The sequence below is a fragment of the Antarcticirhabdus aurantiaca genome, assembly GCF_009765365.1.
In the GTDB taxonomy this organism is placed as follows: domain Bacteria; phylum Pseudomonadota; class Alphaproteobacteria; order Rhizobiales; family Rhizobiaceae; genus Antarcticirhabdus; species Antarcticirhabdus aurantiaca.
Window position 1 is genome coordinate 1 of record NZ_VTOM01000005.1, and the last position, 16,679, is coordinate 16,679.

Sequence of the window (16,679 nt, forward strand, 5' to 3'; positions counted from 1 at the left end):
CCCCGCAGGGCCATCATCGGGTCGGTCATCGGTGGTCTCTCGGTTCGGGGTTGGCTGTCGCAACCCGATCCTAACCGGCAACCGCCGATGACCGCCTCTCAGCTACACCACCACCTGGGACACGACCGATCCCGAGGATCGACCAGCGTCACGAACTGCAGCTCCTCGACCGAATAGGACTCTAGAAACTCCAGGATCGCAGCACCGGTCTCCAGCCGGCGACGACGGGCACAGACCGGACAGGCCAGCGAGCGACAGGGTTGGCGGTGCTGGCAATTTTCAAGCGCCAGCGCGACCATTTGAGCCGCGTGCTCGCCCTGCCATCGTAGGGTTTTGATGCGCGTCGCACGTTCGGCGAGCGCCGCGCCGTAAGTTTCAAAGCGCTTGACCGCGCGCCCTCGCGCATCGACGCCGTCTCGTACGTAGCGCCGCAAATTGTAGGCGGGCGGGATCGGGGTGGGCCGGCCGCTCATGCCCGCCTCCCAACGCTTTTGTATTCCACGCGAGAGGGGGCATCGGTCACCCCTCCGCTCAGGAATGCGGTGTTGGAGGGCGGCGTGCAGCGTCGGAGTACGGCTGACGGTCGGGCACCCTTATATCGCCGCTGGCCATTGCCGGCGCAGTTGTCATGCTTCCGGTGTGACCACCGGCCGTTGATCGTGTGTGTCATTGTCGCGCCATTCCTTGTTGACGCGGCCAATTTTACCGATGGGAAAACCCCCTAATAGGGGATGGGATTATATCTCCCGGTGGATTTAGATTACTCCGATTTCACTGCGGTCGACGCGTCCGGTGAGGGCCGGCTGTCCGGCTCCTGCGGCTTGAGACGCTTCGCAAGCGGGTACCGGCGACAATATTCTTGGGCTAATTTTTCGATTATTTCGGGCTTAGCTGCCGTGAATTTGTTCTCATTTTCCGTGGAGGGGCACCCGGGTTTTTGTTTGATCCCTTGTAACTCCTCGCGACCCCAGAGCCGATTGATGCCTGCCTTTGTTAGCTTGCCTTCAATGGCTACGCGACGGCCGACGTCCCGAAGAAGTTCTTTGAGCGCCTCCGACTTAACTCTGAATCCTCCTTGGGTAGCCGCCGCCGCAATGATCGGTAGCAATCGGATGAATCGTTGCTCGGGCGTTGAGCTTTGACTTCGGGCTTGGCGGTCACCTGAGGGAGGAGGGCGTCCATCCGTATTTATCCAGGCCTGGAACCCGTCCTTGTCGATAAGGACGCGACAGTTCACCCGGGCTCCCTTGAGGCGAAGGCGGTATGTCCCGGTGTAGAACACCCGCCTCATCTGCACGGCGAGGGCACCCCTCTCTGGCAAACCGAGGAGCTGTCCGTCAGGAGTGAGAAGACGCACCTCGACCTGGTCGGCTTCAATGGCATGCTTCAGGCGAGCACGAACACGTCGATACATGCGGTCCGCCCGCCGGAGTACGCGCCGGCGCGATAGGGTGCGCGGGATAACTGGTGTGCTGATCAGCCTGTGAGGATGCTTTCGAGCAAAATCATAGTGGCAAAACCGCCGATTGCGCGTCTCGCGCTGCAGTGGAAAATGCGGGATCAGCAAGGCCTGCTCCCACGCTTCCCCGGACAGCTTCCAACCGAGTTGATCAAGCGCTGTGTCGAGGTTCAGGTAGCCGCGCGGTGCACTCCGGTACCCGACTCGAAACCGGAGACGGCGACTTCGTTTGCTAGTTGGTGGCGTATGTGCCGTCGCCGAGGTTGCGGTGTGCAGTTCAGGTTCAGCATGGCCGTCTGAGGCTTCTGACATCGTATCCTCCGCGCGCCCTGATCGGTTCAGCGCTGACTTTGCATCATAAGCGCTGTCCAAGGATACGCACCCGGCCATACGTGGTGTGGCGACGATATCGGCGCGCGGGTGCGGAAGGGGCATTGGTTGGGCGACCGCACACCTACGGAGTTGGTCGGCGTCGCTCCTTCTTTCGCTTTGAATAGCAACTGCACACCTGCGCACCGCACCAAGATGCCGCCGTTAGACCCTAAATTATATCAGGAGGGTGGCCGCGGCCGCCTTCGGGCACCGGTCAGGATCACCTTGATCCATGCCAGATGACCCTCCTGAACTTGCATCACGCCGCAACCTTTGGTATGGTATCAACACTCAACTAAGTTACACTCGTCGAGCGTGGACGCGGTAGGGCGGCCGGCTCGCTCAAGCGACTGCTGCTTGCGAGCCGGATCGGAGCATGACGCCGCTCCGAGCATCTACTTTCCACCTCCACTCTCTCAAACAACACGGTCTGCCTGAGCGGCTGGCGTTATCGGCCGGCGCGAGTAGGCGCGCGCGGCAGGCAGGTGCGGTCATCCACCTCAAGGAAGCTCACAATGACTCAGCGTCGACACCCCGACACGTCCCTTGCGGACGTGCTGCTCATGCTCGACGGCATCATCAAGCGCATTCGCCGCCTCAACGACGACCTTCGCGTTCATCGCCGCGGCTGCTCGATCATCATCACGGCCGGCATCGCGGCCCTTGGCCCGGACGGAGTCGAGGACGTCCTCGACGCCATCGCGCGCTTCGACGACTTCGCCGCCGAGGACGAGCACAATGGTTTGCACGACTTCGGCACCCTCGTGGTTCACGGCGTGCGGGTTCTCTGGAGGATCGACTGCTACGATCAGCGCCGCTTCAGCTGCTCGCCCGACGCGGCCGACCCGGGCGTGACCTGGCGCGTGTTGACCATCATGCGCGCGGACGAGTGCTGAGCCATGGGCGACACGGCCCATTCCGATCAGCAGGCCCCCCTGCGGGACCGTCCCCGTCCTTCTATCCAGATCCCACCACCTTCCCCAAAGCCTCAGCGACGTGAAGCCGTGCCAGTGACCCTGCGGCGGCTACGTCCATTTCGACAAGGCGAGCTCGACGCCCTGTGCGGGATCTATGCGGCCATCAACGCCATACGGCTGGCGCTCGGCCGCCGGGGCGAGGAGCTCAGCATCGAAGATTGGGCTCATCTCTTCGGCGTCATGGTGGCGTCGGCCGATGTTGAGATCGGTGCGGTCACCGCCACCACCGTCGGCATCCACACCAAGCCGCTCCTCGCCATCCTCGGGGTCGCAGCCCAACACATGAGCGACGAGCACGGCATCGGCATCACGGTCGCGCGGTTCGCCAAGCGCCGTGAGAGGCCGCCGCTCGAAGAGGCGCTGGCTCGTCTGTCCACGTTGATCGACCAGCCGGGCTCAGCGGTCATCCTTCCCCTTGAAGGCTACCTTGATCACTGGAGCGTTCTCCGGTGGGTCGGGACCGCCACGCTCGAGCTGTTCGACAGCTACGGCTTCTCGCGCGTGAGCATCGCCAACTGCCGGATGACCCATGAGCCGGCGCGTCTTGGGCGCCGGGAGCATATCATCCGGGCTCGAGCCATCCTGCTCGTCGACGTCAGGTCATGAGGTCGCCCATCCGATTTGGTGTGGCGTTCAAGATGGCCGTAACCCTCGTCAAAGTGTGCAACGGCACCAGCCAGGGCCTGCCCCGCTTAAGGTGAGTAGTTGGTACCTACGATACCTGTTGACGTCGGAACGATTCCACGCCTAAACGTTCACGAGCTTTGCCTGGTGCTGACAGCTTGCGTTTCTCAGGGTAGAAATCCGAGGATTAGCTCTGCGCCAATCTCCTCCTGGAATCAAATTTCGGTATGAGCGCCATGGGCTGGCCCCAAAGGGGGTGACGCCGCCATGGTGATACATCAAGGCCTCAATGCGCCGAGCCTGCCGTCACCCCGCTCGGCTTCGCATTGGAGGTGACGTCAAACACCAGCTGGCGCGTGAGGCCAGTCCAAAGTGCACTCGAATTCTGCCTCAGTCAAAAACCCGCGCTAGCGCTCGAACAACGAACCTGGCCGACAGAACCGATCCATATACGTGGTATTTATCACCTTTGGCTTCATCGGCTAGATCCACAACCGTCTTCGCCCCGAAGAACTCCGGTGCCGGGCTGCTGATCTCGCATGCGCGATAAACACCGTACATTTCCATGTCCAGCCCCGCTAACTTCCTATGCTGACGTTTGATTTCCTCAATCTTTTCGGACGAAGCGATGACCGCTGATCCAGTTACAAACGGAACAAGCTTAACCGGCTGGTTAATCACGTTATCTTCAGATATGAGGTTGCGCTTTTCATCGAGAAACGATCCGCCCTGCTCAACGAACTGGCTCAGCATTGTTCGAATTCGATTTCCGAGATTAGACTGATAATGCTCCATCTTGAACTCGTCGCCCTTCCATTTACCAGATTGATGTTCCCAACACGTATCGGCGATCAAGAGCGACCCGACCGAAGTTTCGTCCTTGAACCCGGCGCAGATACCCGAAACAGCAACCACCTCTGGTGAGAATCTGGCGATTGCACTAGCCGCGACTGCGGCTGAGTCGACAATCCCCATACGCGGCAACTTGATGCAAAGTCCGTTATAGTCATTTATTGATATGTGTAAGCAATCAAAACCTTCGATCTGCTCAAGTTCGCCAATACGGCATTGGGATGCTCTGAATGCCTCACGCTCCTTCTCTAAGGCACAGAATACAAGAAAGTCGAATTGGTAGCCAACTTTGAGCCTTTGAAAGATGACGTTGAGCGCGATTTTCCAGTTATCACGATCAATCTCGTAATGAACCACTACGATCCCCGCTGCGGCGAACGCCTTTTGGTCATTCTCAGCTAGAGACTTGTACTGGGTAACCGCAACGGCAGAAGTCGATTTGTTATAAGCGCTATCTAGCAGTACTTCTAACAGATCCGCGCTTACATCTTGCGGCTCACCCTCGTCATCACGCCTAGGCAGAAGTATATCGACTATGATGAGGTCGTATCTTCGCTCAAAAATGGCCTTACGCGCGGAAGCGAAATTGGTCCGTTCATCTATCGTTGCACCCCTTGGGAATGACTGATCTATGAACTCACGGATCCGCTCCCTTTTCACAGCTGAGTCTTCAACGAGCAGGATTGCTACCACGAACTTTCTCCAGAGCTTTCTTGAATGCGGCTCGCCACATCGAATCATTTTTACGAAACTGTATGGCCGCAATCGCTGAGCACCCAAGCTCCTCAGCAACAACAGATGCTACCTTCCTGAGGGCAACTAAACGACCCTCAATCTCGACTTCTGGGTACTGCGTCACAATGATAATCGCGTCGCTTCGGCCCAGGTAACTAAGCTCCAGGAGAACTTCTACACCACCAGCCGGCATAGAGGTGGGAGCACCGCCGCCACGAACAAGGTCATGACTCGGAAGGGCAATATCTAACACAATCAGTTGAAATATTTGACTATTGATCGCAAGTACCGCCTGCTGCACCGAACGAGCATGCATGACGGCCGCTTCGCTCCAAATGGAACGAACCACCGACAGAATTTCCTGCTCTTTGAAGTCGTCGTCCTCAACGATGAGGATCTGCAGCGAAGCACTCATGTCTTGATATTGAGTGCGACTTCAAATCTAACGCATCGCCCCGCGAAAGCGACAGTCAGCTCCTGTATCTCATCAACGGACGCAACCAGCGTGCGCACCTTTCGGATACCTGTGAAGCCCACCTGCACGAGAGCTCCTTCGATGTCAGCAGTCATAGCTTCTGAGATGCGAGTTCTCGCATGGTCCAGGGAGCTATCGCCGTCGCATTCTGACTGCACGGAGAGAACAAGGCTTGCCGTTGAGCCTCCCTTGGACTCGTTCGTCACCTCGAAGCTAACTCGTCCATCATCGCGTCCATACTTAACTGCATTGTGCACAAGAACATACAGGATGTCATATATGTAGTGATATCGATGTCCAAACAGATTTATGCCTGTCTCACCGAGCTCGACACTTATAGCTCGCTTGTGCGCGAAGGACTCCGAAACTTCCTTGAATACCGCTTGGAACAATAGACTCAATGTCGCAGATGGAGACACATTCGGCGGGCGACTGAACCAGTTTATAAGTGATTGGAATTTTCGGTTTACAAGATCATTGATGTCTCTAATCGCATCGACGACAATTTTCTGCCGGCCCTCGATGCTGCTACTGCCTTCAGCAGAAATATCTAAAATGAGATTCTGGCGGAGAGTACGTAAATCGTTGCGGATACGTTCTAAGTCGGTTTCCAGTATTATCCAGCAAAACTCCAGAATCGCTCCTTGCGCCACTCGAAGTCCGCCCTCTTGCTGCAATGATGTCTGGATCGTCTTCAGCGCTAGGTTGGTTGATGCGGTCTTATCCGGAGAGACTATGGTTGGGTCAATTGCGCCCCTTGGCTTCTCGTCCGATCTGATGCGGAAAATGTTTTCGCCAAGATCCTCTACATTGTTTTCGTAGGTTTTGAGCCATTGCGCGACATATTGCGAGAACGAGTGATCGTTCAGTTGACAGAAACCTATCAGCTCTTCAGCCATCCGCCGCACGTCGGTGACCATCACCCCATGAAGCGTACCGTGCCTTATGCGACGTCCAATATAGGAGTCGACACCATAAAATTTGTTGGCGCAGAACTCCCTGTAGGCTCGATCTATAATGAACACCAGGCGGGCGTGCGGGTCCTGAAGACGAGCTATCTCGCTTCTAAATTCGGTTGTCGCCGTGATCTCTTGGTGCCATCCAGCCAGGATTGGAACCAAATCCCTCAATTCACTAAGAACTTGTTCGGATAACCATTGCAAATAGCGCGCACTGTCAACGTATATCCGATTCTCATCCAGGTCACCGCGCACTTGGCGGAGCTTGCTCTCTAGCCGCAGAACGTTTGCATGATCATGCATCGGCGGATCATCTGTCACCTGCGAGTACCACTCAAGCATAGAGACTCGAGCGTTCGTAACATCCGCTGCTGTCGGGTATAGGTCGTACAAGCGAACGAGGAACTGCTCATTAGCAGTATGGAAAAAATGAGCCCCGACATGACTCCCACTGCTCTGCAGAAAATCTAGAAACTGGGTTATATCTCCATTGAAGCGAGAGAGCACGACTCTCTGCGTCGCCTTTCTAAGCGCATGCGCATGCCTTTCTGTTTCAGTGGAGTCGAAAAGCAGTGCAGCTCGCAGGTACTCGAACAAATCATCATAAGATTTTGAGCCTAAAAATGTTGAAAGCTCATTTGCAGTAGTGAGGAGTGCCACATCAACAGTCTTATCCAGCAACTGAAGCAGCCCGATGCCATCTAGGGCGCAGCTCTGACTTTCACGCTCTATCATCAGCATTAGAGCGATGGTTCGGTGAAGGCACCCACCCAACGATGCGTCGATGTTTTCGATATTTAAGGGCGTCTGCACTGGGTTGTTGGCCAAAGCAGCTATGTCACGTGCCGCAGCAAAAGGATTATCGTAGGCAGCAAGATGTGATTGCCGCTTACGTGCGCTGAAACGGTGTCCCACTGCTGACTCAATCCATTTCCTATAGCGGCGGACTGAGGGATAATCAATCCAGGAGGAGGTATGCCTTAAGAAGGTAAGTTCAGCAAATTTGTCTTCGTCTTCTGAAGAATGAAGGAAACGATGGGATTCGAAATCGCTGTGAGCGTCCTTCCAGGCATCGAGCACTTGGCCGGGCATACGTACCGATGAGGGAAGTTCGGCTAAACATCCATCTTCTTGCACTATGTTGCTCGAAAGAAGATAATATACAGCGTCTGGCAACGAGAATACGCTGAATGCCTGAAGCCGTCTGGCAAAAATGTCTGGCGAATCGGCGTCTGGTTCGAAAAAGTCGGCTATCACTTCAGAGGCAGGAAAACGAAGGCGGCCTCCCGCGATAAATTTTATGAAAGCTCGACGAACGTTGCTGTAACCGCGGTGAGGATCAATCGCATCTTCAATCGCGACTGCAACAATGTCGCGTTTATTGAAATTGTAGTTTTGGAGATAGACCTGTATTTGACTCTGTATGGCGTCATCATGCTGGAATAAGTATTTCGCGCTGATGAGTCGCTTAAGCAGAACTAGTGAGAAGCCGTAGGTTGGCATTGCCTTCCTGATCGCATCGTAGACGTCAGATGCAGATCCATTGAAAATCGCCCGATCCAGTGCGCCTACGCTATTTATAAATCGGGTCAAGGCTTCCTGTTGCTCAAGCACTGCCGGCATAATTACAGCCAGCTCCTTGGATGTTCCTTCGGAGGGAACATCCATGATGTCCAGGTAAGCGCGCGCAGATTTTGGAAAATCGTCTACTAGTAAGGTTCGTCTAAGTTTTGCATCGGAACGGATGTACGCAAACACTTCGTATAGCTCGGCTGGTCTTGCTGACTTCCTTAAGTTCGCCAGTGTTTGGCGAGCAGCGTTTGTGTTGTCCGCGACAACTAAGCCCCGCAGAAGGTTGCGAACTCTGCCATTCGAAATGCTGTGGATCGTCACGTCAGGCTGCCATATGCGACGTTTAAGAGCGAGGAGGAGGCCAAAAATGGAGCCTGCTTAGGAATCGATGTCATCGGTGTTGCAATATGCGTGGGATCTGGGGACCGGTTCAAGCTCGACGGCGGAGGACCGCCGAGGATGTTCTAGCGCAGTCGATACCGCCGGCATCGATGATGCACTGCCGTGCAGCTTCGTGCCACTGCATCTTTCCAGAACGCGGGGTATCATGTGGGGCACGCCATACGCCAGCGGCCGTGGCGCGGTCAAATCAATTGCTTTTTGGGAGATATGGCGAAGGGGAGGAAGCCCGGCACGTCGTTCGGTGGAGCTGTGTGCAACGCCAGCGGTGGCGGCTGCGTCAGCTAGCCACTGAGCGCCGTGGCAGCTGCAAGCCAGGATAGCTCATGCGGTCAAGCTCGAGCTTCAGCCGCGTCAGCGACACGCCCCGGTCCATCGACCCGTCGCTTCGCCGCACGCGGCCGTAGCTGCGTCCGACACCGCCGCCACTGTGTCCCGTGAAGGCGTGGTGGATCTCCTCGCTGATGCCGGCTTCTCGGCAGGCGCGCTTGAAAGTGTGGCGGAACGAGTGAAACGTCTTGGAGGGGTGCTCGACCACGTGGCTGCCCAGGTAGCGGCCGAACCACTTCGTCCAGGCCTTGGCTTTGTCGTCAATCGGCGGCTCGAAGCCGACCCACAATGCGTCAGCCGGTCCAGCTCGCTGCGAGCGCTCAGCGACGAAGTCGAGAAAGCCGAGGCGAACGAGTTCGTCATGGATCGGCATCGAGCGCGCGGAGGACAGGTTCTTCAGGTTCTGGTCCTCGCCCTCGTCGTTGAAGTCGAGAAAGGCAATGCCGTCGCCCTCCCGCACATCGCTGACCTTCAGCTGCGCGATCTCTGTTCGCCGGGCACCGCAGAACAGCGCGATCAGCGGAAACCAATAGGCGGCTTCACCCTTGCCGCCGAGGGGCCGCTTGCCTGCGGCATAGACGGGCGAGGCCAGCAGCCTGTTCAGCTCGTCGACGCTGAACGGCTCGTAGTGGTCGCGCTCCATGTGCGAGATGTCGAAGGCGACGTGGAAGGGGTTCGACCAGGAGGGGAGATCCTCGAAATGCCCGTCTTTCTCCGCCTTGGTGACGATGCCGGCCACGAGGTTCAGGTTCTTGTTGATGGTCTGCGCGTTGCGCGGCTCGAAGCCGCTCAGGTCCTTCTTCAGGAGGTCGGGCAGCCGCAGCTTGGCGAGCTTCTGGGGCAGGGACTTGGGAACGCGTGCGAGTGCGTCGCGAAACTGCCGGCCGTGCGCCTTCGTGATCGAGCGAAGCGGCAGGTCGCCGTTCAGCTCGATGAAGCGCTGCACCGCGCGCCGAGCTTCGGCGACCGAGTTGTCGCGCGGCTTGCGCGCGGCTCGTCCGCCGCCGCGCGCCCAGCTCTCCAGCGCGCTCGACAATGTTTCGCCAACGTGGCCGCTCGCTGGCACGGCTGGCGGTTCGACGACTTCGCCCTGAAGGCGTGACTGGATGCCTTGGACGGCGCGCAGCTGGGCCTTCATGAAGGCGATCTCGAGCTCGCGCCAGGCAGGATCGTCGGGATGAAGAGCAATCCCCATGCGCTGGACGGAGTGGTTGATGCACTGCTGCAGGAACTCGCTTCCGCGCATCTTGGCCAAGTCGCGCCGCGTGCGCTTGTCGAGAGAGGCTGTGATCGCCTCGTAGGCCGCGAGATCGTCGTCGGTCATACCGAGCCCGTCCGGGGCGATCCTGTCGGCCGCGATGTTCCAGCCGACGCCTCGCTTGCGCAGGTGTTCGTCGTTCGACAGCAGGTTGACCTCGAACTCGCGAGCCAGCGTCTCGACCATGCCGGGCGCGAGCTCGGAGGGTGGTTCGCCGACCAAGGCCTGGCGGGCGACGTCGACGAGCCGCAGCGCGTCGGCGATCAGCGGCAGGGCTGCCCGCTCGGCCAGCCGGTGATCGTTGGTGCCGAGCGAGCGAATCAGCTCGGTCTTGAAGCGTCCCGTGCGCGGATTGGCGAGCCAGGCGAGCGCGTCGGGCCAGGGATGTGGATGCGGGTGGCCGGCGAGATCGTCGGGAAGGGGAAAGCGAAACTCGAAGCGGTTCGCGCGCCGCTGCACGTACTTCATGCGAGCCATCTCTGAGCGCCTTCGTAGCATACGAATGTAGCACGAGATGAGGCGTAAGCGACTGCGGCGACAGTGCTTTAGCGCTTCCAACGATTTACGAGGAAGGTGGCGCGCCCGAAAGGATTCGAACCTCTGACCCCCAGATTCGTAGTCTGGTGCTCTATCCAGCTGAGCTACGGGCGCCTACTGCCTTGCTGCGAAGCGTCGTTCGAAGCCGGCTGGCGAGCATGTAGACGCTTGCTTGGCTGATTGCAAGCGAGAATCTGAAGGCGCCGGGTGCGGGGAGGCGAGGCGCTCCAGACGGGCCCAGGGAGGCTCCGAGCAGGGGCGAAGGCACGCGGTAGCCGGCGCTTCGTCCGGTCATGATGGTGGGCTCTGTGGGGCATGCCCTCGATGCGCAGGGGGTGCGAACCGTCTCGGCCGCTCGATGAGATGTTGCGGTTTGCCTGGGCCGCGGGCGAGGCGTGCCTTCGGGGCGAGGGAGCCCGAACGTGGCTTACAGGCGCGTCGCCCAGGGAACGAAGCGGCGCTCGAGGCGGCGGAGCGCGGCCTCGAAGAGGATCGCGATGGCCGCGATGACGACGATGCCGGCTATGACGATGTCGGTCGCCAGGAAGCCGGCGGCTGCCTGGATCATGGTGCCGAGGCCCCGCGGCGCGGCGATGAGCTCGGCGGCGATCAGCGTCGACCAGCCGGCACCGAGCGCGATGCGCACGCCCGTCAGGATCGAAGGCACGGCGCTCGGCATGACGACGAAGCGCAGAACGTCCCGAGGCGAGGCGCCGAGCGAACGCGCGGCCCGGATGCGGTCCGTCGAGGCCGAGCGCACCCCGGCCGCCGTCGCGATGATGATGGGAGGGCCCATGGCGAGCCCGATCACCAGGATCTTCGAGGCCTCGCCGATGCCGAACCAGATGATGACGAGCGGCAGGTAGGCGAGCGGGGGCAGCGGCCGCAGGACCTCGACGATCGGATCGAAGATGCCGCGCCCGATCCGGGAGGTGGCGATCGCGATCCCGATGGGAACGCCGACGAGGAGGGCGGCGAGAAGCGCCCCGAAGACCCGGCTGAGGCTGGCGAGGGTGTGCTGGAGCAGCGACGCGTCGGCGAAGCCGCTGCGCGCGGCGAGATCGAGGGCTTCGAGAACGGCGAGCGGCGACGGCAGGAAGACGCTCGAGACCCAGCCCGCCCAGGCGGCCAGCGACCAGAGCCCGACAAGGATGGACAGCGTCGCCGCCGAGATGGCCGCGACCGGCAATGGCGGACGGCGGCGCGCGGGGGCCGCGGTCACCGGCGGGACCTCGGCGGCTTCGGTCGGGGAAACGAGCACGGTGGCGGTCGTTCGGCTCATGCGGCGCGCTCGGCCTCGTCGTGGATCATGTCGGCGAGCGCGTTGCGGTCGGCGACGAAGGCGGGATCGGCGCGGATGGCGCGGGCCGGCTCGCCGCGCAGGAAGCGCCGCCCGTAGGACGCGGGCATGTCGGCGATGATGCGCCCGGGCCGGCCGGCGAGAACCACGACGCGGGTGCCCAGAAACAGCGCTTCCTCGATGCCGTGGGTGATGAGGAGGATGCCGGCGCCGCTTCGCTGCCAGATGCCGAGAAGGAATTCGTGCATGCGCTCGCGCGTCATGGCGTCGAGGGCGCCGAGCGGCTCGTCCATCAGGAGGTAGCGCGGCTCCGCGGCGAGCGCGCGGGCGATGCCGACGCGCTGGCGCATGCCGCCCGACAGTTCCCAGATCGCCTTATCGCCCGCGCCGGCGAGGCCGACGGATGCGAGAAGCGCCTCGGCGCGCGTCCGGCGCTCGGCGCCCGGCAGTCCACGCAGGCGAAGCGCGAAGGCGACGTTGTCGCGGGCCGAGGCCCAGGGAAACAGCGCGTCGTCCTGGAACACGACGGCGCGCTCGGCGCCCGGGCCCTCGACCCGTTCGCCGTCGACCCGCACGCTCCCGCCGCTCGGCGCGACGAAGCCGGCCGCGAGGTTGAGAAGGCTCGTCTTGCCCGAGCCGGAGCGGCCGATCACCGAGACGAAGGCGCCGGGCTCGATCGCCAGCGACAGGTCGCGCAGAACCGGAGGCTCGTCGCGGCGCCCACTGCGTGCGGGGGGATAGGCGAGCGTCACGCCGTCGAGATGAAGCGACATGGAAAGCATCCGTCGGAAAAGGGACCGGCCGGCGCGCTTGGGAGGGACGCCGGCCGGATGACGGCGGGGGCGCGGTGGGAGGAAGGTCCGCGCTCGTCCCGCCGAGGTGGCTCAGTTCGCCGCGTGCGCTTCCTCGACGAAGCGCGTCGTGACGTAGGGGGCGTAGCTGTCGAGGACGGCGGGGATCTTGCCCTGTTCCTTCAGGAAGGCCGCCGTCGCCGCCACGGCCTTTGCCGTGCCGCCGCCCAGGAGGTCGGGGCCGGCCTGCTCGTCGAGGGTGGGGAAGGTGTAGCCGGTGAGGAGGGCCGGAACGTCGGCCTGCGCCGCGCCGGTGAGGCGCGCGATCGCGGCGGCCTCGGGCGAGTCGGCCCCCATTTCGCGGGGTCGGCGCGATAGGCGGCCTAGGCCTGCCCCGTCACCTCGACGAATTTGCGCACGACGTCGGGATGAGCGTCGGCGAACTCCTTGCGCACGATCCAGGCATCGAAGGTCGGGCGGCCCCAGTTCGCGACGTCCGAAGAGGTCGCGAGCACGCTGCCGGTCTTCTTGAGTTCGGCGAGCACCGGGTCCCAGACATAGGCGCCGTCGATGTCGCCGCGCTCCCAGGCCGCGGCGATCTCCGGCGGGCGCAGGTTCAGGATCCGAAGCGAGGCGGGATCGACGTTCCAGTGCTTCAGGGCGGTCAGAAGGCTGTAATGGGCGGTCGAGACGAAGGGCGTCGCGATCGTCTTGTTCGCCAAATCCTCCGGCTTCTCGATGCCGCGCACGGCCAGCGCCTCGGACGGGCCGATGAGGCCGACCACGAAGATCGTCTCGATCGGAAGCTCGCGGCTCGCGGCGGCCGCCAGCGGCGAGGAGCCGACATAGCCGATGTCCACCGCGCCGGACGCGATCGCCGCCACGACGTCGGCCCCGCTCTCGAAGCGGGTCCATTCGATGCTCGCGCCCGTCGCCTTTTCGTAGGCGCCCTCGGCCTGGGGCACGCGGGAGGGCTCGACGATCGGCTGCCAGGCGATCACCGCCGTCACGCTTTCCGCGCGCGCCGGCAGGAGGCCGAGGCCGAAGCCCATGGCCAGGAAGGTGGCGCTGGCCATCAGCGCGCGTCTCGTCAGCGTCGTCATGCTTGGGTCCCCTCGATCCCGATCGGTTCGCAACGGGATCATCATCTATTTGTCGATGGTTTTTGTAGAGAAACAGACGAGCGTTTTCGGGTCGCGCCGCGGAAGGGTTTTCCGCGTTGGCAATGCCCGGCGCACCTCCGCGTTCAGGATCCGCGGCGGACAAGCCGCTCCAAGGCCCGCCAAACGACGATGCCGGCGATCATCGCGGCGCCGAAGGCCCAGCCGGACAGGGCGCCGGCATGAATGCCGGACAGGAGCGTGCCGACCGAGCAGCCGAGCGCCACCATGGCGCCCCAGCCGAGAAGGACGCCGCCGAGGACGCCGCGCAGCGCCTCGCTGCGGCGCGGCGTCCTCGGGCGGAATTCGCCGGCGGCGAGCGCCGAGGCGAGGCTGGCGGCAACGAGCGACAGGACGAAGACGCCGTTGTTCGACAGGAGCATGTCGGCGGCGATCGAGACGCAGCCGCGCAGGGCGTCGAGCCCGTTCAGCGTGGCCGGCACGAGGCCCGCCGCGGTGCCGAGGTCGCGGGCCCGGGCGGAGAGTTCGGCGGTGACGCCGAGGGGCGCGACGCGCAGGTAGGCGAAGGCGCCGATCGCGCCGACGAAGAGGCCGCCGAGCCAGCCCGGCCAGCGCGCGGCGAAGACGGCGCGCAGCGGCTTCAGGGCCGGCGTGCCGGCATCGGCCGCGAGCGCCGCGAGCCGGTCGCGCGCCGCTGCCCGCCGCGGCGAAGCGCGCAGCAGCGCCGGCCAGGCGAGTGCGGCGATGACGATCAGCGTCGCGGCGAGCCAGCCGGGATAGCCGAGCCACGCCGGCAGCCAGACGGTCGGCGCTTCCGACACGAAGGCGAGAAAGAGCGGGTTCCAGCTGGCGAAGCCGAGCGCGAAGCCGATCAGCGCGCCGAACAGCGCGAAGGGAGCGGTCGGCGATCCTTCGCCGAGCCGGTAGAGGTGGGCCGACAGGCAGGAGCCGGAGATCGCCATGCCCGCGCCGAAGGCGAGGCCGCCGAGACCCAGCGTCCAGGCGAGGGAACCGATAAAGGCGTCCGGCGGCAGGCGACCCGTCGCGGGATCGGGCAGCCAGGCGCCGAAGACGAGGGCGTAGCCCACCGCGCCGCTCGCGAGCGCGGCGAGAAGGCCGAGGATCCCGTCCGGCTCGCGCTCGTCCAGCCATTCGCGCAGGGCGCAGTAGAAGCAGAAGCGCGAGCGCTGGAGCACGAGGCCGAAGGCGGTGCCGAAGGCGAGCGCCAGGGCCAGCCCGTCCTCGAAGCCGCCGTGCGCCAGCGCGAGACCTCCCGCGAGCAGTCCGAGAAGGATGGCGAGCGCCAGGGCGGAGCCGAGCCGCGCCGGGCCCGGCAGCGAGGGACGCGACCGCGCTTCGATGGCTGCGCTCATGGTGGACGGCCCTTGGATCGACGCGGCAGACGAGCGCGAGGTCCGGGACGGCCGCGCGGGGCCCCGGACCTTGCGCCGGCGGGAGGTCGGACGCGCGACTACTTGCCGGTCCAGACCGTGTTGGACACGTTCACGATCGGAGCGCCGACGGAGTTGCCGTATTCGGTCCAGGAGCCGTCGTAGTTCTTCACGTCGTAGCCGAGGATCTTCGAGAGCAGGAACCAGGTGTGGCTGGAGCGCTCGCCGATGCGGCAGTAGACGATGGTCGGCTTCGACCCGTCGATGCCCTTTTCGGCGTAGATCCGCTTCAGCTCCTCGGCCGGCTTGAAGGTGCCGTCCTCGGCGACCGCGGTCGACCAGGGCACGTTGATCGCGCCGGGGACGTGGCCCGCGCGGATCGACAGCTCCTGCGAGCCCTCCGGCGCGAAGACCTTGCCCGAATATTCGTCCGGGGAGCGGATGTCGACGATCGTTCCCTCGCGCCCTCCCTTGGCGACGGCGAGAACGTCGGCGAGCCGCGCCCTGAGCGCCTCGTCGCGCTCGGGAAGGGCGATCTCGCTCGGCGCGACGCTCGCCACGCGCGTCGTCAGCGGCAGGTTCTCGGCCTCCCACTTCTTGCGGCCGCCGTCCAGGAGCTTCACGTCGATCCCGTAGGTGTCGAACACCCAGGCGCCCCAGGCGGCGAACCAGTTGTTGTTGTCGCCGTAAAGAACGACGGTGGAATCCTCATCGATCCCGAGCTTCTGGACGAGCGCCTCGAAGGACTCGCGGTCGGCGATGTCGCGCTGGACGGGATCGACGAGGTCGGTGTGCCAGACGACGTTCTGGGCGCCCTCGATGTGGCCGCGCTCGAAGGTCCCGGGGTCGACGGAGACTTCGATGAGGCGCAGATCAGGATCGCCGAGATTGGTCTCGAGCCAATCGGTGGTGACCAGCGGTCCGGCCGGCGCGTCGAGCGCGAAGGCCGAGGAGGTGGCGGCCAGGAGCGCGGCGGCCGAGACGAGGATGCGGGCGGAGGGGGGCATGATCGTCCTTCGAATCATCGATTGTCGGGGCTGACAGCGGCGGTTCCGCTGGCAGCCGGGGCATGACGGTGCCGCCGAGGCGGGTCGTCGTCAGTCGCCGCGTCCTGCCCGCCGGGCGGGAGGCGCTCGACTCATCGGCAACCGTCGATTGGAACGCTAGAGAAGCCGAACGCTATCCGCGAGGAACAAACCACTCAATCGACAATCATTGTAGACAAAAAATCCCGCCGTTCGGCGCCCTGATCACCGCGAGCCTTGCCAGGCGACCGCCATACGACCGCTGCGCATCCTGTCGTTCTTCGCAGACTTGGCGGCTCGACACTCGTTCGGGCGGAGCGGATCGATCGCCTTCAACACCGTTCGATGCGCGGTCTCGTCGAGCCGATGTCGCCGCCATCCCGGTGCGCCTCGATGAAACGGCGGACCAGCGTGGTTGAGGGGTTGGGGAGCCGAAGGCCGGCCATGACATGGATGCGGGGCCGCAAGGCCCCGCATCCATGATACCGATTTCGCTCGACGA

General features: G+C 62.6%; 12 protein-coding genes, 1 tRNA gene and 1 pseudogene. 2 read left to right on the forward strand and 12 right to left on the reverse strand.

Features of this window, described 5'->3' with window-relative positions:
- Window positions 1–98: 98 nt before the first annotated feature.
- Window positions 99–473, reverse strand: a complete 375-nt coding sequence (locus tag FZN60_RS07065; protein WP_158872565.1) for a hypothetical protein — start codon at window positions 471–473, stop codon at window positions 99–101.
- 287 nt (window positions 474–760) lie between these two features.
- Window positions 761–1,771: a hypothetical protein gene (locus tag FZN60_RS07070; protein ID WP_158872567.1), complete on the reverse strand. Its 1,011-nt coding sequence runs from the start codon at window positions 1,769–1,771 to the stop codon at window positions 761–763.
- A 575-nt stretch (window positions 1,772–2,346) separates the two neighbouring features.
- Here FZN60_RS07070 and FZN60_RS07075 point away from each other — a divergent pair.
- Together FZN60_RS07075 and FZN60_RS07080 are read left to right on the forward strand one after the other, a co-directional pair.
- Entirely contained in the window at window positions 2,347–2,727 is a 381-nt protein-coding gene (locus FZN60_RS07075) for a DUF3768 domain-containing protein (RefSeq protein WP_199266509.1), read from the forward strand.
- 114 nt (window positions 2,728–2,841) lie between these two features.
- On the forward strand, window positions 2,842–3,414 hold the full coding sequence (locus tag FZN60_RS07080; RefSeq protein ID WP_158872569.1) for a hypothetical protein: 573 nt from the start codon (window positions 2,842–2,844) through the stop codon (window positions 3,412–3,414).
- A gap of 408 nt (window positions 3,415–3,822) precedes the next feature.
- On the opposite strand, the gene FZN60_RS07085 is transcribed toward FZN60_RS07080, so the two are convergent.
- The 10 genes and pseudogenes from FZN60_RS07085 to FZN60_RS07130 form a co-directional block, all read right to left on the reverse strand.
- The gene (locus FZN60_RS07085; protein WP_158872571.1) at window positions 3,823–4,977 is read right to left on the reverse strand and encodes a phosphorylase family protein; all 1,155 of its coding nucleotides are present in this window, start codon (window positions 4,975–4,977) and stop codon (window positions 3,823–3,825) included.
- Window positions 4,955–5,434 carry a response regulator gene (locus tag FZN60_RS07090; protein WP_158872573.1) on the reverse strand — a complete coding sequence of 160 codons (480 nt, stop codon included), beginning with the start codon at window positions 5,432–5,434 and terminating at the stop codon, window positions 4,955–4,957. The genes FZN60_RS07085 and FZN60_RS07090 overlap by 23 nt, the downstream gene beginning before the upstream one ends.
- Window positions 5,431–8,346, reverse strand: coding sequence for a hypothetical protein (locus FZN60_RS07095; RefSeq protein ID WP_158872575.1), 2,916 nt, complete (start codon window positions 8,344–8,346; stop codon window positions 5,431–5,433). Before FZN60_RS07095 ends, FZN60_RS07090 begins: the two co-directional genes overlap by 4 nt.
- Before the next feature lie 358 nt (window positions 8,347–8,704).
- Window positions 8,705–10,489 carry a site-specific integrase gene (locus FZN60_RS07100; protein ID WP_158872577.1) on the reverse strand — a complete coding sequence of 595 codons (1,785 nt, stop codon included), beginning with the start codon at window positions 10,487–10,489 and terminating at the stop codon, window positions 8,705–8,707.
- 97 nt (window positions 10,490–10,586) lie between these two features.
- Window positions 10,587–10,663, reverse strand: a tRNA-Arg gene (locus FZN60_RS07105).
- Between the two features lie 313 nt (window positions 10,664–10,976).
- Window positions 10,977–11,831 (reverse strand): ABC transporter permease subunit, encoded by an 855-nt coding sequence (locus FZN60_RS07110; protein WP_158872579.1) that lies wholly within the window; start codon window positions 11,829–11,831, stop codon window positions 10,977–10,979.
- The gene (locus FZN60_RS07115; RefSeq protein ID WP_158872581.1) at window positions 11,828–12,622 is read right to left on the reverse strand and encodes a taurine ABC transporter ATP-binding protein; all 795 of its coding nucleotides are present in this window, start codon (window positions 12,620–12,622) and stop codon (window positions 11,828–11,830) included. Before FZN60_RS07115 ends, FZN60_RS07110 begins: the two co-directional genes overlap by 4 nt.
- A 111-nt stretch (window positions 12,623–12,733) precedes the next feature.
- Window positions 12,734–13,743 (reverse strand): annotated as a pseudogene (gene tauA / locus FZN60_RS07120) (taurine ABC transporter substrate-binding protein).
- 143 nt (window positions 13,744–13,886) lie between these two features.
- On the reverse strand, window positions 13,887–15,134 hold the full coding sequence (locus tag FZN60_RS07125; protein WP_158872583.1) for a YeeE/YedE family protein: 1,248 nt from the start codon (window positions 15,132–15,134) through the stop codon (window positions 13,887–13,889).
- A gap of 98 nt (window positions 15,135–15,232) precedes the next feature.
- The gene (locus tag FZN60_RS07130; RefSeq protein ID WP_199266510.1) at window positions 15,233–16,159 is read right to left on the reverse strand and encodes a sulfurtransferase; all 927 of its coding nucleotides are present in this window, start codon (window positions 16,157–16,159) and stop codon (window positions 15,233–15,235) included.
- Between the last annotated feature and the right edge of the window lie 520 nt (window positions 16,160–16,679).

What these genes read in the sequence shown, in the direction of transcription:
- FZN60_RS07065 (WP_158872565.1), bottom strand. Translation starts at nt 473, where the DNA reads ATGAGCGGCCGGCCCACCCCGATCCCGCCCGCCTACAATTTGCGGCGC.
- FZN60_RS07070 (WP_158872567.1), bottom strand. Translation starts at nt 1,771, where the DNA reads ATGTCAGAAGCCTCAGACGGCCATGCTGAACCTGAACTGCACACCGCA.
- FZN60_RS07075 (WP_199266509.1), top strand. Translation starts at nt 2,347, where the DNA reads ATGACTCAGCGTCGACACCCCGACACGTCCCTTGCGGACGTGCTGCTC.
- FZN60_RS07090 (WP_158872573.1), bottom strand. Translation starts at nt 5,434, where the DNA reads ATGAGTGCTTCGCTGCAGATCCTCATCGTTGAGGACGACGACTTCAAA.
- FZN60_RS07100 (WP_158872577.1), bottom strand. Translation starts at nt 10,489, where the DNA reads ATGGCTCGCATGAAGTACGTGCAGCGGCGCGCGAACCGCTTCGAGTTT.
- FZN60_RS07110 (WP_158872579.1), bottom strand. Translation starts at nt 11,831, where the DNA reads ATGAGCCGAACGACCGCCACCGTGCTCGTTTCCCCGACCGAAGCCGCC.
- FZN60_RS07115 (WP_158872581.1), bottom strand. Translation starts at nt 12,622, where the DNA reads ATGTCGCTTCATCTCGACGGCGTGACGCTCGCCTATCCCCCCGCACGC.
- FZN60_RS07125 (WP_158872583.1), bottom strand. Translation starts at nt 15,134, where the DNA reads ATGAGCGCAGCCATCGAAGCGCGGTCGCGTCCCTCGCTGCCGGGCCCG.
- FZN60_RS07130 (WP_199266510.1), bottom strand. Translation starts at nt 16,159, where the DNA reads ATGCCCCCCTCCGCCCGCATCCTCGTCTCGGCCGCCGCGCTCCTGGCC.